This is a genomic window from Stappia sp. P2PMeth1, assembly GCF_900185735.1.
GTDB lineage: Bacteria > Pseudomonadota > Alphaproteobacteria > Rhizobiales > Stappiaceae > Stappia.
In genome coordinates this window covers 283,685-306,884 of sequence record NZ_FYAW01000019.1, presented here as the reverse complement: position 1 = coordinate 306,884, position 23,200 = coordinate 283,685, and the positions used below count along the sequence as shown (strand labels likewise).

Annotated in this window: 21 protein-coding genes; 9 read left to right on the top strand and 12 right to left on the bottom strand. The window is 66.4% G+C overall.

The annotated features are described in order from the left end of the window. Positions 1 to 28: 28 nt before the first annotated feature. From P2PM1_RS12400 to nagA, 3 genes are all read left to right on the top strand, one after another. On the top strand, positions 29 to 796 hold the full coding sequence (locus P2PM1_RS12400) for a GntR family transcriptional regulator (protein ID WP_186399245.1): 768 nt from the start codon (positions 29 to 31) through the stop codon (positions 794 to 796). 138 nt (positions 797 to 934) lie between these two features. Continuing rightward, complete coding sequence (locus P2PM1_RS12395; protein WP_244301510.1) at positions 935 to 1,864, top strand: SIS domain-containing protein; 930 nt, start codon at positions 935 to 937, stop codon at positions 1,862 to 1,864. Then, the gene (nagA, locus tag P2PM1_RS12390; protein WP_186395363.1) at positions 1,861 to 3,003 is read left to right on the top strand and encodes an N-acetylglucosamine-6-phosphate deacetylase; all 1,143 of its coding nucleotides are present in this window, start codon (positions 1,861 to 1,863) and stop codon (positions 3,001 to 3,003) included. Before P2PM1_RS12395 ends, nagA begins: the two co-directional genes overlap by 4 nt. A 16-nt stretch (positions 3,004 to 3,019) precedes the next feature. On the opposite strand, the gene P2PM1_RS12385 is transcribed toward nagA, so the two are convergent. Next, positions 3,020 to 4,018: an ABC transporter ATP-binding protein gene (locus P2PM1_RS12385; protein ID WP_186388659.1), complete on the bottom strand. Its 999-nt coding sequence runs from the start codon at positions 4,016 to 4,018 to the stop codon at positions 3,020 to 3,022. Beyond that, positions 4,015 to 4,998, bottom strand: coding sequence for an ABC transporter ATP-binding protein (locus P2PM1_RS12380; protein ID WP_186399243.1), 984 nt, complete (start codon positions 4,996 to 4,998; stop codon positions 4,015 to 4,017). Before P2PM1_RS12380 ends, P2PM1_RS12385 begins: the two co-directional genes overlap by 4 nt. Positions 4,999 to 5,292: 294 nt before the next feature. Between P2PM1_RS12380 and P2PM1_RS12375 the strand changes: the two genes are divergently transcribed. From P2PM1_RS12375 to P2PM1_RS12355, 5 genes are all read left to right on the top strand, one after another. Then, complete coding sequence (locus tag P2PM1_RS12375) at positions 5,293 to 6,807, top strand: ABC transporter substrate-binding protein (protein WP_186399242.1); 1,515 nt, start codon at positions 5,293 to 5,295, stop codon at positions 6,805 to 6,807. A gap of 166 nt (positions 6,808 to 6,973) precedes the next feature. Continuing rightward, positions 6,974 to 7,927 (top strand): ABC transporter permease, encoded by a 954-nt coding sequence (locus P2PM1_RS12370; RefSeq protein ID WP_186395359.1) that lies wholly within the window; start codon positions 6,974 to 6,976, stop codon positions 7,925 to 7,927. Then, positions 7,924 to 8,802, top strand: a complete 879-nt coding sequence (locus P2PM1_RS12365) for an ABC transporter permease (protein ID WP_186399241.1) — start codon at positions 7,924 to 7,926, stop codon at positions 8,800 to 8,802. The genes P2PM1_RS12370 and P2PM1_RS12365 overlap by 4 nt, the downstream gene beginning before the upstream one ends. A gap of 40 nt (positions 8,803 to 8,842) precedes the next feature. Then, a complete protein-coding gene (locus P2PM1_RS12360) occupies positions 8,843 to 9,079 on the top strand; it encodes a hypothetical protein (protein WP_186399240.1) in 237 nt (78 codons plus the stop codon). Positions 9,080 to 9,116: 37 nt separating this feature from the next. Further along, the gene (locus tag P2PM1_RS12355; protein ID WP_186399239.1) at positions 9,117 to 10,499 is read left to right on the top strand and encodes a ThiF family adenylyltransferase; all 1,383 of its coding nucleotides are present in this window, start codon (positions 9,117 to 9,119) and stop codon (positions 10,497 to 10,499) included. 21 nt (positions 10,500 to 10,520) lie between these two features. On the opposite strand, the gene P2PM1_RS12350 is transcribed toward P2PM1_RS12355, so the two are convergent. Both P2PM1_RS12350 and P2PM1_RS12345 read right to left on the bottom strand, forming a co-directional pair. Continuing rightward, entirely contained in the window at positions 10,521 to 11,525 is a 1,005-nt protein-coding gene (locus P2PM1_RS12350; protein WP_186399238.1) for a TIM barrel protein, read from the bottom strand. 11 nt (positions 11,526 to 11,536) lie between these two features. Continuing rightward, the gene (locus P2PM1_RS12345) at positions 11,537 to 12,745 is read right to left on the bottom strand and encodes a CaiB/BaiF CoA-transferase family protein (protein WP_256376466.1); all 1,209 of its coding nucleotides are present in this window, start codon (positions 12,743 to 12,745) and stop codon (positions 11,537 to 11,539) included. Positions 12,746 to 12,791: 46 nt separating this feature from the next. Between P2PM1_RS12345 and P2PM1_RS12340 the strand changes: the two genes are divergently transcribed. Further along, positions 12,792 to 13,043, top strand: a complete 252-nt coding sequence (locus P2PM1_RS12340; protein WP_186388668.1) for a MoaD/ThiS family protein — start codon at positions 12,792 to 12,794, stop codon at positions 13,041 to 13,043. On the opposite strand, the gene P2PM1_RS12335 is transcribed toward P2PM1_RS12340, so the two are convergent. From P2PM1_RS12335 to P2PM1_RS12300, 8 genes are all read right to left on the bottom strand, one after another. After that, positions 13,030 to 13,812 (bottom strand): molybdopterin-synthase adenylyltransferase MoeB, encoded by a 783-nt coding sequence (locus P2PM1_RS12335; protein WP_186399236.1) that lies wholly within the window; start codon positions 13,810 to 13,812, stop codon positions 13,030 to 13,032. The genes P2PM1_RS12340 and P2PM1_RS12335 overlap by 14 nt on opposite strands. Continuing rightward, positions 13,809 to 14,282, bottom strand: coding sequence for a SufE family protein (locus P2PM1_RS12330; RefSeq protein WP_186399235.1), 474 nt, complete (start codon positions 14,280 to 14,282; stop codon positions 13,809 to 13,811). Before P2PM1_RS12330 ends, P2PM1_RS12335 begins: the two co-directional genes overlap by 4 nt. 119 nt (positions 14,283 to 14,401) lie before the next feature. After that, entirely contained in the window at positions 14,402 to 15,529 is a 1,128-nt protein-coding gene (locus tag P2PM1_RS12325; RefSeq protein WP_186399234.1) for an anhydro-N-acetylmuramic acid kinase, read from the bottom strand. Positions 15,530 to 15,554: 25 nt separating this feature from the next. Continuing rightward, positions 15,555 to 16,535: a radical SAM/SPASM domain-containing protein gene (locus P2PM1_RS12320; protein ID WP_186388672.1), complete on the bottom strand. Its 981-nt coding sequence runs from the start codon at positions 16,533 to 16,535 to the stop codon at positions 15,555 to 15,557. A 108-nt stretch (positions 16,536 to 16,643) separates the two neighbouring features. Next, on the bottom strand, positions 16,644 to 17,687 hold the full coding sequence (locus P2PM1_RS12315) for a DegT/DnrJ/EryC1/StrS aminotransferase family protein (RefSeq protein WP_186399233.1): 1,044 nt from the start codon (positions 17,685 to 17,687) through the stop codon (positions 16,644 to 16,646). Beyond that, positions 17,684 to 18,964, bottom strand: coding sequence for a flavin-dependent monooxygenase (locus P2PM1_RS12310; RefSeq protein WP_186388674.1), 1,281 nt, complete (start codon positions 18,962 to 18,964; stop codon positions 17,684 to 17,686). Before P2PM1_RS12310 ends, P2PM1_RS12315 begins: the two co-directional genes overlap by 4 nt. A gap of 157 nt (positions 18,965 to 19,121) precedes the next feature. Beyond that, positions 19,122 to 21,893: an EAL domain-containing protein gene (locus P2PM1_RS12305; RefSeq protein WP_186399232.1), complete on the bottom strand. Its 2,772-nt coding sequence runs from the start codon at positions 21,891 to 21,893 to the stop codon at positions 19,122 to 19,124. After that, complete coding sequence (locus P2PM1_RS12300) at positions 21,890 to 23,017, bottom strand: autoinducer 2-binding periplasmic protein LuxP (RefSeq protein ID WP_186399231.1); 1,128 nt, start codon at positions 23,015 to 23,017, stop codon at positions 21,890 to 21,892. Before P2PM1_RS12300 ends, P2PM1_RS12305 begins: the two co-directional genes overlap by 4 nt. Positions 23,018 to 23,200 lie beyond the last annotated feature (183 nt).

Here is a 23,200-nt window from a genome sequence, read left to right as displayed (position 1 = left end):
GATGTCCGCAAGAAAGGAAAAAACACGGATGAACAAAGCTGAGCGCCTTTTTCTCAACGCGCTTCCGATCGACGAGACCAATCCGACGCCGCGCTATATCCAGCTCGCCAGTCACCTGCGCGATGCGATCCGCGACTCGACGCTGAAACCCGGCGACGCCCTTCCGCCGGAGCGGGCGATCGTAAGCGCCACCAACCTGTCGCGGGTGACGATCCGAAAGGCGCTCGACGTGCTGGTGCGCGAGGGGCTGCTGCGCCAGCGACACGGCTCGGGCACCTATGTCAGCGACCGGCCCGAGCGCATCGAGCAGTCGCTCGGCGTGCTGACCGGCTTCAGCGCCGACATGACGTCGCTCGGACACATCCCGTCGGTGAAATGGCTGCAGCGTGCCTATGCCATGCCGACCCCGACAGAGGCGATGATGCTCGGGCTTTCTCCTGGCGAGCAGGTGCTCAAGCTGCACCGATTGCGGCTTGCCGACGGCCAGCCGCTGGCCGTCGAACTCGCTGTCGTGCCCGCCAGTCTGTTGCCCAATCTCGAAACGCTTGGCAATTCGCTCTATGAGGCGCTTTCCGATGTTGGGGCGCTGCCTGAAAAGGCGTTGCAGCGAATGCGTGCAAGCCGTCTGCCTGCCTTCGAGGCCGAATTGCTCGAAGCCGAGGAGGGGGAAACGGTGCTCTATATCGAGCGGCTTTCGCGGCTTGCTTCGGGCCGGCCTGTCGAGTTCACGCGCTCGTACTACCGGGGCGACAAGTACGATTTCGTCGTCGAACTGACCCTCCCGAAGAAGCTCTAGGAGCCGATCGTGCAGCAGACCTCACGCGATGTCGGGACGCGCCTTGCCCGAGAGACGGCGGAAATCCCGCAGCGGGTCGCGGCGCAGATCGACGCGCAGGCTCTGCGGTATCGGGAGATCGGAGCCGGGTTGAAGGCGATGCGGCCGGTGGCGGCGGCGACGCTGGCGCGGGGGTCTTCGGACCACGCCGCGACTTTCCTGAAATATCTTTGCGAGATGCGCGTCGGCGTTCCGGTGGCTTCGCTTGGGCCGTCGCTCGCCTCGGTCTATGGCTGCCGGCTGCGGCTCGCCAATATGGTCTCCTTCGCCCTGTCGCAATCCGGACGCAGTCCCGATCTGGTTGCTTTCCAGCGCATGGCCGGCGAGCAGGGAGCCAGAACCATCGCGCTCGTGAACACCGTAGCCTCGCCGCTCGCCGAGGTTTCGCGCGACGTGGCCGATATCGGTGCAGGCGTCGAGGAAGCGGTTGCCGCATCGAAGTCCTTCGTTTGCACGCTCAGCGCCGCCGCTGCCATTGTCGATGCCTGGGCCGGCGACAGCGGTCTGGCTGCTGCGCTGGCCGATCTGCCGGAGTGCCTGCACCGCGCGCTTGCCTGCGACTGGTCGGCACTGCTGCCGGTCGCGGCGCACGCTTCTTCTGTCTATGTGATTGCGCGCGGGCCTGGCCTTGCGGGCGCTCAGGAGGCAGCGCTGAAACTGAAAGAAACCTGCGAGCTGCACGCGGAGAGCTTCAGCGCCGCCGAGGTGATGCACGGGCCGATCCAGCTCGCTGCCGGCGATCTGTGCGCACTGGTTTTCCTGTCCCGTGACGCGGCGCGGCCGGGTCTGGTTTCGGCGGTTGAGCGGCTGGCGGCGACGGGCACGCGGGTGTTCGTCGCCGATCCGCTCGGTGAGGTTGGCGGGTCGGCGGGCGTTACCGCACTGCCCTGTGTCGCCGCTCCCGACCCCCTCCTCGATCCGCTGTGCCAGATCACTTCGTTCTACCGTTTCGTGGACCACCTGGCCCGCGGGCGGGGGCTCGATCCGGATCGGCCGAGGCTCCTGAAGAAAGTGACGGAGACGATATGACAGACGGTATGGCGCTCATCGCTCCGGCGGTGTTCGACGGAGACACGATGCATCGCGACACGGCTCTCGTGATCGCGGCGGGGCGCGTGCAGGGCCTGGTTCCGATCAACGCCCTGCCGAAGGGGCTTCCCTCCCGTGTGGTGGAGGCGGCGGTTCTGGCGCCGGGTTTCGTCGACTGGCAGGTGAACGGCGGCGGCGGCGTGCTGCTCAACGATGTGCCGACGGTCGACGGCGTGAGGACGATCGCACAGGCGCATGCCCGTTTCGGCACGACGGCATTGCTGCCGACGGTGATCACCGATGCGCAGACCGTGACGGAGCGTGCCGCGGACACGGTGGGCGCGGCGATTGCCGCGGGCGTTCCCGGCATTGTCGGGATCCACTTCGAGGGTCCGCATATCTCGCCGCAGAAAAACGGTGTGCATGATGCCCGCTTCATCCGCCCGCTTGCGGCGTCCGACATTGCACGGCTCACCCGGTCCGACCTTGGGGTCGTGGTGGCGACGCTAGCGCCCGAATGCGTCGATCTCGACGACATCGCCCTGCTTGCCGCCCAGGGAGTGATCGTCTCTCTGGGTCATTCCGCGGCCGATTTCGAACGCGCGACAGCGGCCTTTTCCGCCGGGGCGAGGGCCGTGACGCATCTGTTCAATGCCATGTCCGGACTGCATCACCGGGAGCCGGGGCTTGCCGGCGCGGCGCTGGCAAATCCGGCGGTCTTCTGCGGATTGATTGCGGATGGCCATCACGTTCACCCGGCGATGCTTGATCTTGTCGCGCGCACTGGTCCGGTCGGACGGCTGACGCTGGTCACCGACGCCATGTCGTCCGTGGGCTGTGCCGCCGACACGTTCGAGCTCAATGGACGAACCGTGCGCAGGGAAGGTGGTCGTCTGACCGTCGCCGACGGGACGCTTGCCGGATCCGATCTCGACATGGCCTCGGCTGTCCGGTTCATGGTCGAGCGCTGCGGTGTTGCCCTGCCGGCAGCGCTCGCGATGGCCTCGCGGGCGCCTGCGGCTCTGCTCGGGCTTTCCGATCGCGGTCATTTGCGCCGTGGCGCAAGTGCGGACATCGTGGCCCTGAATGCCGATCTGACGGTCGCCTCGGTGCTGATCGGCGGTCGGCCGATCCCGTGATCTGGCCGGCTGGCAGCTACCGGTTTTCGGACGCCGTTTCCGCGACCAACCCGTCGATCTCGTCGGCATAGTGGCAGGCGCTCAGCCAGTCGGGCTTGTCGGGCCGGGTCGCGGCGAGAGGCGGAACATCCTTCTGGCAGCGGTCCTGGGCGATATAGCAGCGCGGGTGAAACAGGCAGCCGCCGGGGCGGTGAGCCAGATTGGGTACATCGCCGCTCAGAACGATGCGTTTGCCGCAAGGCCCGCCTGCCGCACCCGGAAGCTTGGGCACGGCGGAAATCAGCGCCCGTGTATAGGGATGACGCGGCGCGGCGAAAAGGTCTGCCGCGCTCGCCTGTTCCACGAAGCGTCCGAAATACATCACGCCGATCCGGTCGCTGAGGTGGCGGACCACGGACAGGTCGTGGCTGATGAAGATGATCGCAAGGCCGAGATCGCGGCGCAACTGCGCGAGCAGGTTGATGATCTGGCTCTGGATCGACACGTCGAGTGCGGACACCGCCTCGTCGGCGATGATGATCTTGGGCGACAGGGCCAGGGCCCGGGCGATGGCGATCCGCTGGCGCTGACCGCCGGAGAACTGATGCGGCAGCCGGCTCGCCGCCGACTGGGGCAGGCCGATCAGATCGAGGAGCTCGCGCACGCGCGCCGCACGGCCGGGCCGGTTGTGAACCACCAGCGGCTCGCCGATGATGCGTTCGATCGTATGGCGCGGATTGAGCGAGCCGAACGGATCCTGAAATACCATCTGGATTTCGCCGCGCAGGCGCTTGAGCGCCCGGCCGCGCGCGGCCATCACGTCCTCGCCCTCATAGAGGATCCGACCGGAACTCGCGGTCGCCAGCCGCATCAATGTGCGCGCCAGCGTGCTCTTTCCGCATCCCGATTCGCCGACAATGCCGAAGATCTCGCCGCGGGCGAGCGAGAACGACACGCCGTCGAGGGCCAGCACCGACTTGCCGCCGGGGGCCGGGTAGTGCTTGACCAGGTCAACGACCGACAGCATTGGGGTCATGCGGCAGGGTTCCAGCAATAGGCCACCCGATCATCGCGGGTGATGCGGGGGGGCAGGTCCGCGCGGCAGCGCGCGATCACCGCGCCGCACCGATCGGCAAAGGCGCAGCCGGGCGGACGGGCGCCCGGCGCCGGCACGGTGCCGGGGATCGCCGGCAGGGACACACCCGGCGGATTGGCCGCCGGAATGCTGCGCAACAGCGCTTCGGTATAGCGATGCAGCGGTGTCCGGAACACCGCGGCGACCGGACCCTGCTCGACGACGCGCCCTGCATACATGACGGCGACGGTGTCGCATGTCTCGGCGACGACGCCGAGATCATGGGTGACGAGCAGGCACGCCATGCCGAAGCGCTCCCGCATGCGGGCGATCAGTTCGAGGATCTGCGCCTGGATCGTCACGTCGAGGGCGGTGGTCGGCTCGTCGGCGATCAGCACCGCCGGCTCGCAGGCGATCGCCATGGCAATCATCACGCGCTGGCGCTGTCCGCCGGAGAGCTGGAACGGATAGCGGTCGAGCTGGTCGGGGCTTGCGGGCAGGCCGACGAGATCGAGCAGCCGGAGAATCTCGTCGCGGCGCGCGGTTCCGCTCAGGCCGCGATGGATCTCGAGCACCTCGCCGATCTGGGCGCCGATCGTCATGATCGGGTTGAGCGAGGTCATCGGCTCCTGGAAGATCATCGCGATGTCGCGGCCCCGAATGGCGTTGAACTCGGCTTCCGAAAGTCCCGACAGCGGGCGACCGCGAAAACGGATGTCCCCCGCGGTATGCCGGACCGCAGCCGCCGGCAACAGGCCGAGTATCGACAGCGCCGTGATCGTCTTGCCGCTTCCGGACTCGCCGACAAGACCCATCATCTCGCCCTCCTCGAGCGCGAGCGACACGTCCTCCACCAGCGCTCCGATGCGCGCTTCCAGCCGAAGCCCGTCGACCGCAAGGACGACCTGCTTTGTGGTTGCGGCGGTTGCCGGTAAACTCATCTGCCCATTCCTCCGGTGCGATATCCGGACGCGCGATCCAGGCGGCTGTCCCGTTCTGCGAGGGGTCCGTGAAATTTGTCCGATATTGGTCCGCTCTGAATCGCCGGAAACTTGTAAATGGTTTTTAGGTGGACTACCATACACATGCTTGGCGACGGCCCGCAAGACGGTGTTGGCATGAGTGCCCCGGGAAGGGATCTTGCCAGTTCTCGCAGGGACGCGGACCCTGTTTCGGGACGCGCGCCACCACATTGACGCATCAGGAATTGATCCATCACGGGAGGGTTATGGTTCATGGTTAGTCTGCGCGCGTTCCTCATTGCATCCGCTGCCGCGCTGGCCATCGGCGCCGCGGCCTCGGCCCCGGCTTGGGCCGCTTCGCTGGAGGTGGCGGTCGACAGTTCGCCGTCCGGTCTCGACCCGCATATCGTCACGGCGTTCTCGTCGTTCCAGATCATCGACGGGACCGTTTATGAAGGTCTTACGGCGCTCGACGGCGACCTCAACATCGTTCCGGGCCTCGCCACCGGCTGGACCATCTCGGACGACAAGAAGACCTATACGTTCACGCTGCGCGACGGCGTGACCTTCCACAGCGGCGGAACCATGACGTCGCAGGATGTCGCCGCGAGCCTGGCGCGGGTTCGCGCCGAGGCGACGGGCTCACCGCTTGCCAGCCGGCTGACGGCGGTGGAGGCGATCGAGACGCCGGATCCGCTGACCGTCGTGCTCAAGCTGTCGGCTCCCTCCGCTCCGCTCCTGTCTTCGCTGTCGACGATCGCGATCGTGCCGGCGAAATACGCGGAGGATCTCGAGACGCTGCAGCGCGCGCCCGATGGCACCGGTCCGTTTCGCTTCACCTCCTGGCAGCCGAACGTGAAGATCGGGCTTGAGGCGAATGCAGGTTACTGGCAGGAGGGGCTGCCCAAGCTCGATGGCATCAATTTCAACATCGTGCCGGAAGCGGCGACGCGCCAGGTCGGCCTGACCAGCGGCCAATATCACATCCTGCCCAACATCGATGGGGTGAACGCCCTGCAGTTGCAGGGGCAGCCGGGCATCGAGATCGCCGACACGCTGGAACTTGCCTACTCGCTGGTCGGGTTGAACGTCAGCCGGCCGCCGCTCGACAATCCGAAGGTGCGCGAGGCGCTCAACTACGCGATCAACCGCGACGATCTGGTTCAGGCCGCGCTCTTCGGTGCCGGCAGGCCGGGCGGGCCGCTGTCTCCCGCCCTGACGAATTTCGCGGTTCCGACCAGCGAGTTCGCCTGCTTCACGCCGGACGCGGACAAGGCGAAGAGCCTGCTTGCGGACGCTGGCGTCACAACGCCGATCGATCTGGGGCTGCTCGTCCTGCCGCGCGATTCCACCAAGGCTATGGCCCAGGTGCTCCAGCAGCAGTTCGCGGCCATCGGCGTCAACGTCACCTTGAACATTCCGGAGATCGGCCAGTTCGTGCAGGACTGGCGGAACTCGGAGTTCGACCTGTTCGTCTCGCTCAACTCGGGCACGATCGAGCCGGACGACTACTTCTACCGGACGTTCAAGACCGGCGGGTCGACCAACGTTTTCAAGTACTCGAACGAGGAACTCGACGCGCTGCTGGAAGCCGGCCGCACGCAGACGGAGGTGGCCGAGCGCCAGACCATCTATCGCGAGGTGCAGGAGACGCTCGCCTGCGACGGCCCTGTGCTGTTCCTGACCTATGGCCAGATCTACACCGCCATGCGCGCGCAGGTCGACGGCTATCAGATCTATCCGAACCGGTCGCTCGCCTCGCTCAAGGCCGTCTCGCTCGGAAACTGAGCCGGCGCGCGCCTGCACTGCGAGCACCGAATACCGCTGGCACGGGTCCCGGGCGGACCCGTGCCGGACGGCCTCTCCGAAAGTGTCGGCTGACGGTTGGGCCGCAGGCCGGGGAGCGACCGTCGCCTCCCTAGGAACGACATACGGACCAACGGCGCAAGGATCCATGCTGTTTCTCAATCGGCTCCGACGGCGACTCTTCGACCTGGCGCTCGTCATCATCGGCGTGTCGGTGCTGGTGTTCGCCTTCATCCGGATGATCCCCGGCGACGCCGTTGCGATCATGCTCGGCTCCAACGCGGAGGTGACGCCGGAGCGCATCGCCGCGGTTCGCAGCCGGCTCGGCCTCGACCTGCCGATCCACGAACAGTACATCGCCTGGCTTTCCGACGTGCTGGCGGGTGATTTCGGTGTCTCGATCTGGACGGGGCGGCCGGTGATCGAGGAAATCGCGGCCCATGTCTGGCCGACGCTGCAACTGACGCTGCTGGCGCTGCTGACCGCCATCGTGCTGGCGATCCCGCTCGGCATCCTGATGGCCCGCATCCGGGGCAGGCGGGGAGAAGCGCTCGTGCAGGCGGGGTCGGTTGTCGGCCTGACCATCCCACCGTTCTGGCTCGGCATCCTCATGATCCTGGTGCTGTCGAGCGTCGCCCCCGGCGTGCAGATGCTCGGCTATGTGCCGTTCTCGCAGGATCCGCTCGGCAATCTCACGCGGCTGATCCTTCCGGCCTTTGCCTTGTCGCTGCCGATTACCGCCAATCTTGCCCGCTTGCTGCGTTCGACGCTGCTCGAGGCCCTGCAGCAGGACTATATCCGCACCGCCCGCGCCAAGGGCATGCCGGCGCGCCGCATTCTCTATCGCCACGCTCTGCGCAACGCGCTGATCCCGTTCGTCACGTCGGTCGGCATCATGGCCGGATATCTGCTCGGCGGGGCGATTGTTATTGAGCAGGTGTTCGCGATACCCGGTCTCGGCCGACTGATCCTGGGTGCGATCGCGGAGCGCAACTACCCGCTTATCCAGGCGACCATCCTGCTGGTCACCTGCAGCTTCGTGCTGGTCAACTTCATCGTCGACGTGATCTACGCCATGATCGATCCGAGGATCCAGGGATGAGTGGCACCTCCCCCCCGCCCGAACCGCCCGCCGCAGTGCTTCCGCACCGCCGAGGTCCGCGTCTTCCGGCCCCCACGCTCTACAACATGTCGCTCGGCATGATCGTCGTGCTGACCATGGCTGCGATCTTCGCGCCGGTGATCGCGCCCTATGATCCCCTTCATCAGGACATTCTGGCCCGTCTCAAGGGACCGTCGGCGGCGCATTGGCTCGGGACGGATCAGTTCGGGCGCGACGTGCTGTCGCGCATCCTGTTCGGCCTGCGCTCGTCGCTGATGATCTCCGGCGGCGCGGTGTTCGCCGCCTTTCTTGCCGGCAGCCTGCTCGGGCTGACGGCTGCCTATTACAAGGGCTGGGCCGACCGCATCATCATGCGGCTGATGGACGTGCTGTTCGCGTTCCCGGTGATGCTGCTCGCGATCGGCGTGATCGCGTTGCTCGGCCCGGGCGCGACCCCGACGGCGACGGCCATCGGTATCGTCTACACGCCGATTTTCGCGCGGCTGCTGCGCGGCCCCGCCCTGGTGGTCGCGGAAAGCGACTATGTCCTGAACGCAAGAGCGATCGGGGCCTCGGACGCGCGCATCATCTTCCTGCACATCCTGCCCAATCTGGTCAGCGTCATCCTAGTGCAATTCAGCCTACTGCTGTCGTCGGCCATCCTCGTCGAGGCCTCCCTGTCCTTTCTCGGGCTCGGCACCCAGCCGCCGGTGCCCTCGCTCGGCATGATGCTGTCGGAGGGGCGCGGCTTTCTGTTCCTGGCCCCCTGGGCCGCGGTTTTCTCGGGCTTTGCCATCCTGATCGTCGCCTTTGCGCTCAATCTTTTCGGCGATGCGCTGCGCGACGAACTCGACCCGCGATTGCGCCAGGCCTGAGGCGTCTGGCGAGGATCGCGTGTAACCATGGGAGCTGCTGATGCAAGACCCTCTGGAGATTACCGTCAACCGCCGGCGCTTCGACCGTAACGCCGGCGTGCATGCGGCAATGACGGCCGAAGCCATCGCGACGCTCGTCGGCGTGCCGGTGCGCAACGCCATTGTCGAGCGGGAAGTCGGCCCCGGCGCCTATGAGCGGCTGGCCCCTGGCGCCGAGATACCCGTCAAGACAGGCATGCATTTCCTGGTGACCCGGGAATTCGTGATGGGCGGCTGAGGCGGCCACATCAGGTCCAGCGAAGGGGGGGAGGAGCATGTCCGACCGGGACAAACGGGTCGTTCTCCGGCTGTCGCGCCGCGACCTCGACGGTTTCGGCGCCGCTCTTGCGGCTGCGACCGGGACGTTCGTCGATCTGCCCATGCTGCTGGCGGCGAGCGAGACGCGCGAGGCCTTGGTTCTGACCGTCGTCGAAACCGGCGTGGACGAGGCCGTAGCTCCGGAAGCTGGCCGGGATGGTCTGACCGTCGGCCGTGTTCGCATCGTTCCGGCGGATGCCGGCGCGGGCTTCGCTGGAGCGCTCGAAGACTGGCAACGGACGGTCGCGACCCGGACCGCCGACACGTCCTGCATGGTGTTGGTGGGACTGGGGCAGGCCGCCGACGCGCCGGTGGAGGTGGCGGCGGTCCATGGCGCGGGCGGCTCCGCAGCAGCGGTGGAGCGTGTCATTATCGAGCGCACGCCGCAGGTTCGCCTGTGGCGGGAGGGACATCCGCCGGCCTTGCCGGAACTTCCGCCGGAGCGTGTCGCCCGGTTTACCAGTTCCTTTGGCGTGGAGGCCTGGCAGCGCCTGCGCCGCGCCTGCGCCGTGGTGATCGGTGCGGGCGGCACCGGCTCGGTCGCGATCCCGATCCTGGCACGCGCCGGGGTCGGACGGATCGTTATCGTCGACACGGACGAGATCAGCGCGTCCAATCTCGAACGGACCCATGCCAGCTTTCCCGAGCATGTGGCGGCGCCTACCAAGAAGGCCGTGCTCGCGCGCGACCATGTGCGCCAGATCGACCCCGACATCGACGTCGTCGCCATCGACGGTCGCCTGCCGCAGTGGGCGGTTGTCGAGGCCATCGCCGAGGCCGATGTGCTGCTCGGCTGCACCGACCAGCACACGAGCAGGCTTGCCCTCAGCGACGTGGCGCGGCGCTTCCTGGTTCCGGCGATCGACTGTGGCGGCCTGATCGAGGGAGCGAACGGCCACGTCACCGGCCAGATCATCCAGCTTGTCCTGTTCCGCCCCGACGACCCCTGTCCGCGCTGCCGAGGCATGATCAATGATGTACGGGTGGCGCAGGAACTGATGTCGCCACAGGAGCGGGCCCGGCTGCTTGCGCAAAGCGCCGGCGGTTCTGTGCCGCCCGAGGCCGCGGACATCCCGCAGATCGATACGGTCGGCTACATCACCACGGTGAGTGGCACGCTGGCGGCCGGCTACGCGATCGGCTGGCTCACGGGGCGGTTCGATCCGCCGTTCGAGCGCATGCAGATGAACCTCGTCGCCGACTGCCTCGACGTGACCAATCGTCCGCAGCGCATCGATCCGGCGTGTGGGTGCCGCCATGCCCGAGGACTTGGCGATGCCGGTCAGGTCTTCGCGCCGTTTGTTCCGCCCGCGCATTGGCCTCCGGCGCGGACGGTCTGACCACAGGATAATCGCGCCGTCTCACCTGGGAGCCTGGAATTGCCGTTGCAGCGCCTGCAGCGACCGATGTTGCGCCCCGTTTGCCTGATGGCTTTCGCCGACTGAGGGATCGACCTCCAGCACCAAAACCGCCGTCTCCCCGACATGGCGCGGCAGATCCGCCCAGGGCAGATTGCCCGCCCCCAGTTCGAGCCCTTCGCTGGTCAGCGCGTCGAGCGGGATCTCCGCCGGCGCCAGCGCCGGGTCAGGGTAGAAGCGGCTGTCGCTGACATGCAGCCAGGGCATCTTTGGGTCGACGAAATCGAACGGATGCAGCCGGTCGGCTCGCTCCAGATCCTCGTCGAGGATCGCCGAGAAGCGGACATCATCGCGGGTTTCGGCCGGATAGGTTCGGCGCCAGTTGAACAGGTTCGCGGACAGCGTCGCATGGGCCACGTCGACGAACGGCGTGACATTGGCGATCCGCTCGCGGTCGAGAAACGTCCGGAATGCGGCGATCTCCCAGGGAAAGAAATGATCGAGCGGTCCGGCGAGGAACGAGGCGCGGTCGCGCGGCAGCAATGCGTAATGGCCGACATTCTCGACGAGAAGCCGGATCGGATCGGCTTGCCGGGCGAGCCGCGCAATCGTTGCGTTGAAGCCGTCGCTCGCCTCGGCGCGGCTCGCCCGTTGCGGCGCGTCGCCATACACCAGACCCCAGTAGCGGTGCACCACCACGTCCTTCGCCCCCGCATTGCGGGCGAAGGCGATCGCATCCAGAACCTGATCCGCATCGAAGTCGAGGCGGGTGACGCGGCCGACCTCCTGCAGCGGCACGTGAACGGTCAGGACGAGGGGGCCGTACTCCGCGCGCAGCCGGTCGAGATTGGCGAGGCAGGCGGCGCGCGCGCGATCCTGCTGAAGATCCCGCGGGCCGAAAGTGTGCAGTTCGAGCACCACCGGCAGTCCGGCGCGCACCAGCGCCGCCGCCCTGTCGGCGAGTTGCGGATAGTCGACCACGGCGCCCTTGAGCGCGAATGCGGGCATGCGGCGCTCCCTCAGATGCAGCCCGATGCCCGGATCCGGGCGATGGCATCCTCGCCGAGCCCGAGCCAGTCGGCAAGCACCTCGTCCGTATGGGCGCCGAGCGCGGGCGGGCCGCGATGCACGGCGGGGGGCGTCTCCGACATCCGGATCGCCGGGGCGGGCACGGGAACCGTGCCGCCGGACGGGTGCGGCACATCGGCGATCTGGCCGCGATGGCGGAGCTGCGGATTGGCGATGACGTCCGGGATCTCAGCGACGGGTTCGCAGGGAACGCCCACGGCATGCAGGCGGTCGAGGATGTCGGCAGCATCGGTCGCGAGCCCCCAGGCGTCGATGATCGTTTCCAACTCCGCGACATGGGCATTGCGGGCGACAAAGGATGAGAACCGGGCGTCCTCGGTCAGTTCCGGCCGCCCCATCGCCTCCGCGAACCGTGCGAAGTGATGGTCGTTGCCGGCGACGATGTAGACCCATTTGCCGTCGCGGCTCTTGAAGCAGTGGGACGGTGCCAGATAGCGGTCGCGGTTGCCGAGGCGCGTGTGGTCGATCCCCAGCAACTGAGACTCCGCGATCTGCGTGGTCAGCATCGACAAGGCGCTGTCCATCAATGTCGCCTCGACCACCTGGCCGCGACCGGTCGTCTGGCGTGCCTGGAGCGCCGCAAGTGCGGCGATCGTCGCATAGAGCGCGGTGGAGTAGTCGCTGACGAAAACGCCAGCCATGGTCGGCGGCCCGTCCGCCTGTCCGGTCAACGTCATGATGCCACTATGGGCTTGGGCAGCCCCATCGAAACAGGCATGCGAGGCCATCGGTCCCTCCTGTCCGAAGCCGGAGATGCGCACCAGAACCAGCCCCGGATTGGCCGCGCTGAGCACATCGTAGCCGCAGCCCATCTTCTCCAGCGTACCGGGCCGGAAGTTCTCGATGAGAATGTCGGCCGTCGCGGCGAGCCGGCGCAGGAGCGCCTGACCGTCGGGATGGCGGAAGTCGAGCGAAAGGCTCCGCTTGTTGCGATTGGCGCCGAGAAAGAACAGGGTCTCCCCGTCGATCATCTCGCCAACGCGTCGGCCTTCCTCGCCGCCATCGAGGCGCTCCACCTTGACGACATCTGCGCCAAGGTCTCCAAGCACCTGACCACAGAAGGGGCCGGCAATATATCTCGAGAGTTCGAGAATTTTTATGCCGATCAACGCAGAATTATTTGCGGTCTTGCTTGACATTTATTTATCTTGTGTCTTGATAAAAGGAGAAATTGGGAGATTTTTCATGGAAGTTCGCTTTCAGAGTTGGTTGAAGACAAAGACCGGGTGCGCCATTGAGCAGCTTGATCTGTCCGACGATGTTCGCACCATCTCCGATCTGACAGCGCTGCTTGCCGACCGGCATGCCGAGGCAGCCGCGCTGTTCAACGCCCCCGAGGCCCTGCGCTATGTGGTCGACCGTCGCTATGTGACCCCCGATCATGAGCTTGCGTCCTCCGCCGTGCTGGAGATCTACCCGCCGGTCACCGGGGGCTGAAAGAGGCAACCGCACAGACCGGACAGTCGGCGCGTTTCTCGATCGCGACCTCCGTCACCCGCGCAGCCATGCCGTCGACAATCAGGATACGGCCCGAGAGGGTATCTCCGTCCCCGATCAGGATCTTGATCACCTCCATGGCCTGGAACCCGCCGATCACCGCGAGGACGGGGCCGGCAACGCCGATCTCGGAGCATGACGGCGTCAGCGTCGCGGACAGGGCGGCGGGATAGAGGCATCGGTAACAGGGGTGGCCGGCGCCGCGATAGGGAGTGAATGTGGTCACCGTTCCGTCGGTCATCTGCGCGGCGCCGCTCACCAATGGCTTGCGTGCCGTGAGGCACGCCGCCTGCAAGGCATCGCGGGTCGCGAAATTGTCCGTGCAGTCCGCCACCAGGTCATAGGCGGCTACAAGGTCGGCGGCGTTTTCGGCGGTGACCGGAAAGGCATGGGTTACCACTGCCACATGCGGGTTCTGGCGGCGCAGTTTGTCGGCCGCGCTGTCGACCTTGGTGCGGTCGATGTCGTCGATGGTATGGACCACCTGGCGGTGCAGGTTGGACAGTTCCACGAAGTCTCCATCTGCGATGCCGATTGTGCCGACGCCGGCCGCCGCGAGATATTGCAGAACCGGCGCGCCCAGTCCGCCGGCGCCGACGACAAGCACGCGGCCGGCCTTGAGGCGCCGCTGGCCCTCCATGCCCCAGCCCGGCAGGATCATCTGCCGTTGGTAGTAACGCCGCTCATCGGGATGCAGATCGTCGGTCATGCGGAGATCGCCTTGTCGGGCCGGAGTGGCGGGCCGGCGGCGGTATCATGCGTCGCCCGGGCGGAGCCATAGGCGTGCACATGGCGCAGCAACCGGTAGACGCCGTTCGCACGATTCGGTGCCATGGCCTCTACGAGGCCGGCCTCGATCAGCAGATCGGGCGGGTGGGCCGCGATCTCCTGCGGCCGGCGTCGGTGGTAGAGGCCGACGGCGATGGCAAGCAACCCTCGCATCACCCGCGCATCGGAATCGGCCTGAACCTCGACGACCTCGTCGATCCGGTTCCAGCCGAGATCCAGCCAGACCTGCGACTGGCAGCCGTGGAAGCGCGTCTCCTCGCACTTGCGCGCCGGGTCCATCGCCGGCAGCCCTTCGGACAGGGCAAGGATCAGCTTCATGCGCGCGTCCCATCCCTCGGCGGCGTTGAAGCGGACTTTCAGGTCGGCGATGTAGTCAGCGATCGAACCCATTGCCTAGTCCCCTGCGGCCTGGTTCCTTGCGTCTCCTATCCGCACCGCAAGCGGGTGCGGGGCATGTGCGAAACCCGTTGCCGGGCGGCCACAATTCGCGGCGGCCGCCGGAAACGGTCCTAGGCCGCAGAGCGCGCGGCCGCGAGAACGCCGCCGGCGAGCGGCGTCTTCACGCCCGTGGTGTGCGGGAAGCTGATCGGCAGGCCACGCAGCGAGCGCATCGCGAGATAGGCGAAGCACTCCGCCTCGACCGCGTCGCCACGCAAGCCGACGCTTTCGGCCGGAAGGGCCTCCGCGCCGGTGCGCTTGCCGATTTCACGCATCATCACAGGGTTTTTGCGCCCGCCGCCGCACACGATGATCCGGCGCGGACGGACGGGCAGCAGATCGAGCGCCTTGCCGACCGCACCGGCGGTGAAGGCGGTCAAGGTGGCAGCCCCGTCCTCAAGCCCAAGGCCGTCGGCCATGGAGGCGGAGAAGTCGAACCGGTCGAGCGACTTCGGGTAGGGAGCCGCCAGGAAGGGGTGTTCGAGCAGGGCTTTCAGTCGCTCCTCGTCGACGGAGCCGCTGGCGGCCAAGGCGCCGTCCACGTCCATGTCGCCGCCGGTGTGCTGTGCGATCCAGTCGTTGACCGGAGCGTTGGCGGGGCCGGTATCGAAGGCGATCATCTCGTCGCCGTCGCACCAGGTCAGGTTGGCGACGCCGCCGAGGTTGAGGATCGTGGTTTCGGAGCCGGCGCGCACCTTCCGCAGCGCGGCCTTGTGATAGATCGCCGACAGCGGCGCGCCGTGCCCGCCCGCCGCCATGTCGGCTGACCGGAAGTCGTAGACCACATTGGTGCCGACGATCTCGGCCATGCGGGCGCCGTCGCCGAGCTGCCGGGTGTGGCCGCGGACACCGCCCTGGGGCGCCACATGCAGCACCGTCTGGCCGTGGAACCCGACTGCGGCGATGTCGGAGGCGGTGTAGCCATGCTTGTCCAGGAAGGCGTTGACGGCGAGCGACTGGGCCTCCGTCAGCGCGATCTCCGCCTGGCGGAAGATCGCCGGCTCCGGCCCCTCGAAACGCCATTCGAGGGCCGCGGTGAAGGTCCGTGCCAGCAGATCGCGAATGTCGACAGGATAGGGCGCGAGTTCCCAGGGGCCGAAGGCCTCGATGCTCTGCCCATCGGTCTTGATCATCGCGATGTCGATATAGCCATCCAGAACGGTCCCGGTCATCAGACCGATCGCCCACGCTGGCTTCATGTCGCATTCCTCCTGTCGTGTCGGGTCAAGCCGCGGCTTGTCGGCGTTGCATATGTTGCGGGAAAATTCGGCCGGCGGGCTTGCGACAGTTCTTGCAGTGCCCGACGGAGGCGCGGCCGTGATCGGCGAGGCGGCAGCGGAAGGCGAGGGCCCCGGCGAGGACACGGTCGACCCCATCCGTCAGCAGGTTGCCGATCACGCCTGCCTTGCCATGGCTGATGACGCAGACGGCGACCTCGCCGGTCGGGCCGACGCAGAACACGTGTCCTGCCCAGAAGCAGGGAAGCTGGGGCACCGGAAGATGCGGGAGGACAACCTCCGACAGCATGCGGTCGAGGGTGCCGTCGTCCTGCAGGGATTCCACCCGGTCGACCGCCTGCTCCGCTCCGCCGGGCAGCAGCGGCTTGACCTTCTCATGCTGGTGGACGCGCGCCAGCAGCTTCAGGAACTGCGGGTCGTAGTCCTCCAGCGGCTCGTCGAGGTCGATCTGGTAGACGCCGATGGTCAGGTCGGGGCGCGTCCTCTCAGCCGCGTCGAGCAGGGTCTCCAGCCCGCGCAGGGTTTTCTGGAAGCTTCCGGGCCCCCGGTTGAGGTCGTGCGAATAGGCGTTGCCGCCGTCGAGCGAGACGAAAATCTTGTGCGGGAACTGGACCGCGAGAATCTCGCGCACGCGCTTCTCGGTCAGCATGATGCCGTTGGTGTGCCACTGTAGGGCGACCTCGGGCATCACGTCCGCCACCGTTGCCAGGAGTTCGGCAAAGCGCGGGTTCATCAAAGGTTCGCCGCGCCAGTTGAGGTGGATGCTCTGAACGTCGACCGACCGGCTGTCGCGCAGGTCGACGAGCATCCTGCGCAGATCCTCCGGCGCCATGTCCTCCTTGCCATGGCTCTGCTTCGTGTAGCACAGCCGGCAGGCGAGATTGCAGCGGGATGTCGGGTCGAGCCAGAGCCAGATCGGCGAGCCGGAGACGGAGGCGTCTGTTGCGCGCAATCGTTCAGGGATCATGAACCACCTCCGAATGCAACTGTGGGGCGCAAACTCGAGCTAGTTATGCCATGCTAGCACGGACTTCCGGTAAGAGCCATACCGGAATGATGCCAATCTCATACCAACCTAACTCCTGTCGCGCGGATAGTAGAGCGGAACGCACCAATGATTGCGGGCGATCCACTCCGTGTTCGGGAGCGTGACATCGTGCTCCAGGATGCGGTGGCAGGGGAGCTCGTAGACCTTGCCGGTCGAGGGTTCGACGGGATCGAAGACGATGTACTTGTAATATCCGCTGGTCATGCCGTCCGGCAGCCGCACCCGGTTCGGATGGTGAAGGTCGAGAACGTCCCGCGCATGGGCCGCCTTCCACGCGAGGATGTCATCGAGCCGCCGGGTCTGAACCACGCCAAGGGCGGCGGTAAATTCGTCGATGCGATGGTTCATGCCCTGAATGCGGTAGCGGGAGCCGCGCCCATAGTCGCGATAGGACCGGGCATGCGCGGCAAGGTCCGGATTGCCCGTCACCAGCATGCCACCTTCGCCCGTCGAGATCGTTTTCGTGGGATAGAAAGAGTAGACGCCGACATCGCCGAAGCTGCCCGCCGCGCGGCCGTGCCATCGGGCGCCGTGGGCATGGGCGCAGTCCTCCAGCAGCCAGATCCCGTTCTCCCGGCAGTAGGCGGCGATCTTTTCGATATCGAACGCGATATGCCCGCCCACATGGACGATCCACGCCGCCTTCGGCCGATGCTGCTCCGCCTTGGCGACGAAATCCTCGAAAGAGCCGCAGAGGTCATGGCGATTGCAGTCGTAGAAGACCACGGTTCCCCCGGCCTTCTGGATGGAGCGGGGCGTGGCGAGAAAGGTGTTGGATGGGGACAGCGCGGTCTCGCCCGACAAGCCGATGAAATCCAGCGCCGCCAGGGCGCCGCCGCTCCAGTTGTTGAAGGCGACCGCCTCCAGTCCCGTCCGCTCGGCCCACAGCGCTTCGAATTCTCGCGTCTGGTCGCCGTCGCTCCAGCGGTTCGAGCGCAGCAGCGCGCGCCAGCGCGCCAGCACCTCGTCCTCGTCACGGGGATCGAACGCCACCGAAAAAGCGAGCGGCCCGTGCGAGCTCGCCAGAGCCGCCGCCGTCGCGGGATCGGCCGGGTGAGGGTGCGAGGTCATAGAAGCATGTCCTCCCGCTCGGCGCCGAACAAGGCCGCGCCGTCGATGCGCGCATGGACTTCGTACTGGTTGGCGGCATGTTGGCGGGCGGCCAGCAGGTCGTTGAAGACGCGCAGCAGCGGGCTGCCCCGGTAGAGCGCTTCAGCACCCGCCGCGCGGTACAGTCCGGCGGCGTGGGAGAAGCACCGGTCGGCGACACGGGTGGCGTTCAGCCGGAAGCTCCTGCGAGCGGCGAGCGGTGTGTCCCGCGCGAGCGCCGCATCCGCCTCGAGCGTGCCGATGTCGGTCTCCAGCACCGCCCGCATGGCGGCGAGATCGGCATCGATCGTCGCGCAGAGGCTCTGAACATGCGGATCCTCGGCGATCTTCTGCGACAACATCGAGGTACGCGCGCCATTTGCGGCGAGGAAATCGGCGAGCATGCCGGCAAGTCCGCCGATCGAGGCCGTCGAGATCGTACGAAACTGCAGTTGCGGGACGGGTATGCGGTAGAGCGGGCCGGTGTTGACGGCATGGCCGGGGCAACGACCGAGAAAGCGCTCGCGATGCGGCAGCACCCGGTGGCCCGGCACCCGGACGGTGTCGACGCGAATGCCATGGCTGCCGGTGCCGCGCAGGCCGACGACATCCCAGTCGGGGGCAATGACGATATCGCGCCGGGGCAGCAGCACGGCAGAGGGGATCGGCGCAGCACCCGGGTCTTCGGCCTCGCACAGGGCGCCGAGAACCACCCAGTCCGCGTGGTCGACGCCGCTCGAAAACCGCCATTGGCCGCTCAGCTCGAAGCTGCCGTCCGGAAGCCGCCGCCCGCGGCCGCCCGGCATGTTGCTGGAGGCAAGGATGGCCTCGGGCGCCTCGCCCCACACATCGGCCTGGGCTTGCGGGGCAAACAAGGCCAGATGGAAGGCGACGATGCCCATGTTGCCCAGAACCCAGCTTGCCGACATGTCGGCTTCGCCGAGGACCGCCTGCAGGCGCAGCAAGGTGCGCGGCGAGGCTTCCTGGCCACCAAAGGCGCGCGGCTGCAGGAGCGAGAAAAATCCGTTCGCGCGGAACTCGGCCACCGTCTCGGCATCGAGCCGGCAGGCGCGCTCGTCATCCGGCGCACGCCGCCGCAGGGCCGCCAACAATGTCCGCGCCGCCGCCATGAGCGGCTCGTCAAGCGGAGTCGGAGTGCCGGTATCCCCGCCGGCCTCTCGCAATGCTAGCATGATCGCGCGCCGCCTCCATAAAGTGTTATCAGATTGGTATAGTACGCCTGCTGGTTGCCATTTCAAGGTTGAAGAATGATCGCCCGGCCTTGCATCCGACCACGCGGCCGATCGCGGGCGGCGGATCCGAGCCAATGGCCCTTACGGCATCGGCGGAGAGGGAAGGCAGCGCGGGGCGGGGAATGGTGGCCAAGGGCGGGCTGCGGGACGTTTCGCAGGCCGGTCAGGCAGTGCCGGTTCTCTGTGTCCGATGCGGGCCGTCATGCGCCTGCAGATACTCGCGGAACTGCTCGTCCGGCATCGGGCGGCCGAGATAGAAGCCCTGGATGCGGGTGCAGCCAAGCCGGCCGAGCAAGGTGCACTGTCCCTCCGTCTCGACCCCTTCGGCGATGACGGTGATGCCCAGGCTCGTCGCCATCGCCAGGATCGCCTCGACCAGCGCCCGGTCGTCGCTGTCGGTTTCGAGGTCGCGGATGAAGGAGCGGTCGATCTTCAGGATGTCGATGGGAAACCGCTTGAGGTTGCTGAGCGAGGAAAAGCCGGTGCCGAAATCGTCGAGCGAAAGGCCGATGCCGAGCCGGCGGATCGCATTCAGCGTGTCGACCGGATTGCTGCCCGTCTCGTCGAACATGACGCTCTCGGTGATCTCCAGGTGCAGCCGCTCCGGCGGCATTCCGGTTCGCTCCAGCGTATCGCGGACGAGTTCGACGAAATTCTCGTCCCGGCACTGGCGCGGCGAGACGTTGACGCTGATGCCGGGCAGGTCGAGCCCCAACGCCCTGCAGCGCTGATAGAAGAGGCAGGCGGCCTCGAGCACGAAGGCGCCGAGCGGCACGATCAGTCCGGTGGTTTCGGCGATCGGAATGAACTCGGCCGGAGAAATGACCCCGCGTTCCGGATCGCTCCAGCGCAGCAGTGCCTCGCAGCCGGCCACCCGGTTGTGCGCAATGTCGATCACCGGCTGGAAGTTCAGCGTGAACTGCCGCTTTTCGAGAGCCTTGCGCAGGGCTCCCTCCATTTCGAGCGCCCGTGCCACCTGCTCGTTCATGTGGGCCGAGAAGAAGCGCAGCTTGTTCCCGCCTTCCGCCTTGGCGTGATACATGGCGGTGTCGGCTTGCCGCAACAGCAGTTCGTCGTCGCGGCCATCGCTGGGAAAGACGGTGATGCCGATGCTGGCGGTGGTGAAGACCTCGACGCCGTCTCCCACCACCAGCGGCCGCGCCAGGTGTTCCAACAGCCGGGCAGCGGCCATCTCAACATCCATCACGCTGCGCACATTGCTGAGGATCACCGCGAATTCGTCGCCACCAAGGCGCGCGACGGTGTCGTGATCATCCAGCACCGCACCGATGCGTGCGGCCGTCTCCTGGATCAACTGGTCGCCGATGCTGTGTCCGAGACTGTCGTTGATATTCTTGAACCGATCGAGATCGAGAAACAGCAGGGCGACGATGTTGCCGTCCCATTGGGCACGGGACATTGCCTGGATCAGGCGATCCCGGAACAGTGTGCGGTTCGGCAGACCAGTCAGTCCGTCGAAATTGGCCTGGCGGACGATCAACTCCTCCTGCCGCTTTCGCTCCGAGATGTCCGAAACGGTAACGTGAAATGCATTGGCGCCGTTCCACCGGGTCTGGCGGAGATGGAGTTCCACCCAGACCCGCTCGCCATGGCGCGACAGGGCGCGCGCCTCGTACACTTCGGGTGCCGAGGCACCCGATTCGCGCGCGCGGCCATAGGATTTGAGACGCTCGTGTTCTTCCGGCGCGAACAGGTCCAGCACCGACAGGCCGATCACCTTGTGCCGTTCTTCGCGGTCATAGCCGAGCAGATGCAGCAAGGCGTCGTTGATATAGAGAACCCTCTGGTTGGAATGGATGCAGACCCCCTGCAGGGATTCGTCGATCAGTGCGCGGAACTGGGCGTCGGTCTCCTTGAGGTCGCGGAAGGTTTCCTGCAAGGCGAGGCCGAGAGCGTTGAATTCGCGGATCTTGCCGGGTCGATAGGTGAGGTCGGATGTGCCTTGGCGGATGCGATCCGCATATTTGACGAGGCGTTCGAGTGCCGGACTGGTGAAGCGATGCAGGGCATAGGCGCCGAGAACGGATCCGGCCAGAACATAGAGCAGGAATGGGGTGAACAGCGTCTGATAGGTGCTCTGGATATTGTCGATCGTCTCGCCGGGGCGGTCGCTGACCAGATGAAGGGCGCGGCCGGCCGGCGCTTCTCCGAGCCGGGAACTGATCAGCAGCCGATCATCCGCCAGCAGATGGTCTTTTGCCTGCACTTGCTTCAGAACGTCGGGCGCGTCGCGGAACCTGTCGCGCAACGGGCCGCTGGCGGAGATGATCCGGTCTTCGAGGAACAGCGCCAGACTGTCCGTGTCCAGCGCTTGGGAAAGGCCGGACAGCAAATATTTGCTGTCGTTGAAGACATAGCCTCCGATCAGATGGCCCAGCACCCGGCCGTCGAGATCGTCGATCACCGGCACTGTGATGGCCGCAAGCAGAATGGGGGCACCGGTTGCGCCGGTCTCGCCGCCGCTGAAAAGGTGCCACTGGCCGGTCGGCATCCGCTCGCGCAAGGTGGGCGTCAGGATCTGGTCGAGATCGTAGAGCGAGGCGCCGGCATTCACCCAGTCGGGCTTGTCGGCCCGGTCGATCGTCAGCAGTTCGAGCTGCGCGCCGATCGGCTCCCGGGCGGCATCGGACAGAATCTGGAGAGCCAGCCGGTCGTTGCCCGACCATATGGCGCGGCGCAGTGCGGCGTTCTCTGAAAGCGCCCTCAGATAGGTGTCGAGCCGGCTGAATGTCTGGTCGAACACAAGGCGGGAGAGCGTCGCCTCCTTGCGGGCGAAGCGCTTCAACTCCTGGTCGGCAATGGACAGGCTTCCGATATAGCTGATCGCGAAAAGCGCCGCGGAGGTCGTCAGCAGGGCAACTGCGAACAGGCCGAGCACGAAACGATTGAAGCGGAAGTCGGCCTTGCGTGTCATTGCGAGTAGCGGAACGCCCTCCGCTTCAGCTCCTCGATGCGCTCGGGGGCGTCACCAGAGGAAACGAGGGCAAAAGGACCGGAGAAGACCAGGGGAACCTCGTCCCCGCGCCCCTGCAGGTCGAGAGAGATCGCCTCGGCAATGGCAACGCCGTTGTCGTCGTTCATCCGCATCACGGTCAGGGCGAGCCGGCCCCTTGCCAGGTCTTCGAGCTCCGCGCTGCCGCCGCCCCAGCCGTTGGTCGCCACCGTGGCGGCAAGGCCGGAAGCTTCTATGGCATCGGCAACGCCGAGTGCGATGTCGGTGGAGGAGGAATAGATGAAGCCGAGGTCCGGATGCCGCCGCAGCAATGCGGTGGCGGCATCCCTGGCCTTGTCGCGGTCGAAGCCGACATAGTAGGACGCCACCAGTTGCTTTCCGGGTGTCTCCAGCATGGCGACCCGGAAAGGCTCCGCCCGGGCGTGGCTGACATGTCCCTTCAGTCCGTAAAAGATGGCAAACTTTTCAGGCTGCGGCCGGGTCTCGAGAATCCGGTCGGCCAGCATCATGGCCCCGGTTGCGTGGTCGAACCCCGCGTAGAGAAAGGGTTGGTCGGTCCCCCAGCCGCGCAAGGGGGTGGTGATGTTCTGCAGAATGACCTTTGGCCGGCCGCGGGCGATCAGGCGTTCCACGATCACCCTGTGGCGCAGGGCATCGAGAGTGAAAACAAGATAGTCGGGGTCCGATTTCAACACATCGGCGATCTGCTGGGTCTGTTCGCGGATCTCGGCCCCTGGCAGGGAAAACTGCGTGGTGATCTCGTAGCGGATCCCGATCTCGTCGAGGCGCCGCTCGAGTGCGACGATGCTGCGGCGCCAATAATCCGAGGACTGAAAGCCAGGGTAGAGGACCGCAATGCGCACCGGACCTTGCGAGGCGGGCCCGGCCGGCATGGCCGCGCCGACCACCTTCTGGGTGAAGGCCTCGCTCAGTTCGCGCTGTTGGGGAAATCTGGCGAAAAGTTCGGGCAGGGTCCAGAACTCGCCGGAGGCCTCACGGCCAAACTGCGATCTGGCGATGCCGGGCGGGAGCATCGCCAAGATCAGGATGCAAAGAACCGGAATGATCAGTCGGGTTCTTCTCACGGTAGCTTTCCGATGCGGCGTCCGTTTGCGGAAGTCTGTCCGATTGCCCCGGCACATGCAAGCTATCATCATACGATTGATAGAGCATAGAAAATCCGCCCGCCACGCGGGCGTCAGCAAAGCCGGACGGCTGCGCGCCGGCTCTGTCGATGCGCGGGTGCAACGGCTTCGCGGCTGCAACGG

What these genes read in the sequence shown, in the direction of transcription:
- P2PM1_RS12340 (WP_186388668.1), top strand. Translation starts at nt 12,792, where the DNA reads ATGGAAGTTCGCTTTCAGAGTTGGTTGAAGACAAAGACCGGGTGCGCC.
- P2PM1_RS12395 (WP_244301510.1), top strand. Translation starts at nt 935, where the DNA reads ATGCGGCCGGTGGCGGCGGCGACGCTGGCGCGGGGGTCTTCGGACCAC.
- P2PM1_RS12325 (WP_186399234.1), bottom strand. Translation starts at nt 15,529, where the DNA reads ATGAAGCCAGCGTGGGCGATCGGTCTGATGACCGGGACCGTTCTGGAT.
- P2PM1_RS12320 (WP_186388672.1), bottom strand. Translation starts at nt 16,535, where the DNA reads ATGATCCCTGAACGATTGCGCGCAACAGACGCCTCCGTCTCCGGCTCG.
- P2PM1_RS12350 (WP_186399238.1), bottom strand. Translation starts at nt 11,525, where the DNA reads ATGCCCGCATTCGCGCTCAAGGGCGCCGTGGTCGACTATCCGCAACTC.
- P2PM1_RS12345 (WP_256376466.1), bottom strand. Translation starts at nt 12,745, where the DNA reads ATGTCAAGCAAGACCGCAAATAATTCTGCGTTGATCGGCATAAAAATT.
- P2PM1_RS12400 (WP_186399245.1), top strand. Translation starts at nt 29, where the DNA reads ATGAACAAAGCTGAGCGCCTTTTTCTCAACGCGCTTCCGATCGACGAG.
- P2PM1_RS12380 (WP_186399243.1), bottom strand. Translation starts at nt 4,998, where the DNA reads ATGAGTTTACCGGCAACCGCCGCAACCACAAAGCAGGTCGTCCTTGCG.
- P2PM1_RS12305 (WP_186399232.1), bottom strand. Translation starts at nt 21,893, where the DNA reads ATGACACGCAAGGCCGACTTCCGCTTCAATCGTTTCGTGCTCGGCCTG.
- P2PM1_RS12370 (WP_186395359.1), top strand. Translation starts at nt 6,974, where the DNA reads ATGCTGTTTCTCAATCGGCTCCGACGGCGACTCTTCGACCTGGCGCTC.
- P2PM1_RS12315 (WP_186399233.1), bottom strand. Translation starts at nt 17,687, where the DNA reads ATGACCTCGCACCCTCACCCGGCCGATCCCGCGACGGCGGCGGCTCTG.
- P2PM1_RS12330 (WP_186399235.1), bottom strand. Translation starts at nt 14,282, where the DNA reads ATGGGTTCGATCGCTGACTACATCGCCGACCTGAAAGTCCGCTTCAAC.
- nagA (WP_186395363.1), top strand. Translation starts at nt 1,861, where the DNA reads ATGACAGACGGTATGGCGCTCATCGCTCCGGCGGTGTTCGACGGAGAC.
- P2PM1_RS12335 (WP_186399236.1), bottom strand. Translation starts at nt 13,812, where the DNA reads ATGACCGACGATCTGCATCCCGATGAGCGGCGTTACTACCAACGGCAG.
- P2PM1_RS12385 (WP_186388659.1), bottom strand. Translation starts at nt 4,018, where the DNA reads ATGACCCCAATGCTGTCGGTCGTTGACCTGGTCAAGCACTACCCGGCC.
- P2PM1_RS12375 (WP_186399242.1), top strand. Translation starts at nt 5,293, where the DNA reads ATGGTTAGTCTGCGCGCGTTCCTCATTGCATCCGCTGCCGCGCTGGCC.
- P2PM1_RS12365 (WP_186399241.1), top strand. Translation starts at nt 7,924, where the DNA reads ATGAGTGGCACCTCCCCCCCGCCCGAACCGCCCGCCGCAGTGCTTCCG.
- P2PM1_RS12355 (WP_186399239.1), top strand. Translation starts at nt 9,117, where the DNA reads ATGTCCGACCGGGACAAACGGGTCGTTCTCCGGCTGTCGCGCCGCGAC.
- P2PM1_RS12360 (WP_186399240.1), top strand. Translation starts at nt 8,843, where the DNA reads ATGCAAGACCCTCTGGAGATTACCGTCAACCGCCGGCGCTTCGACCGT.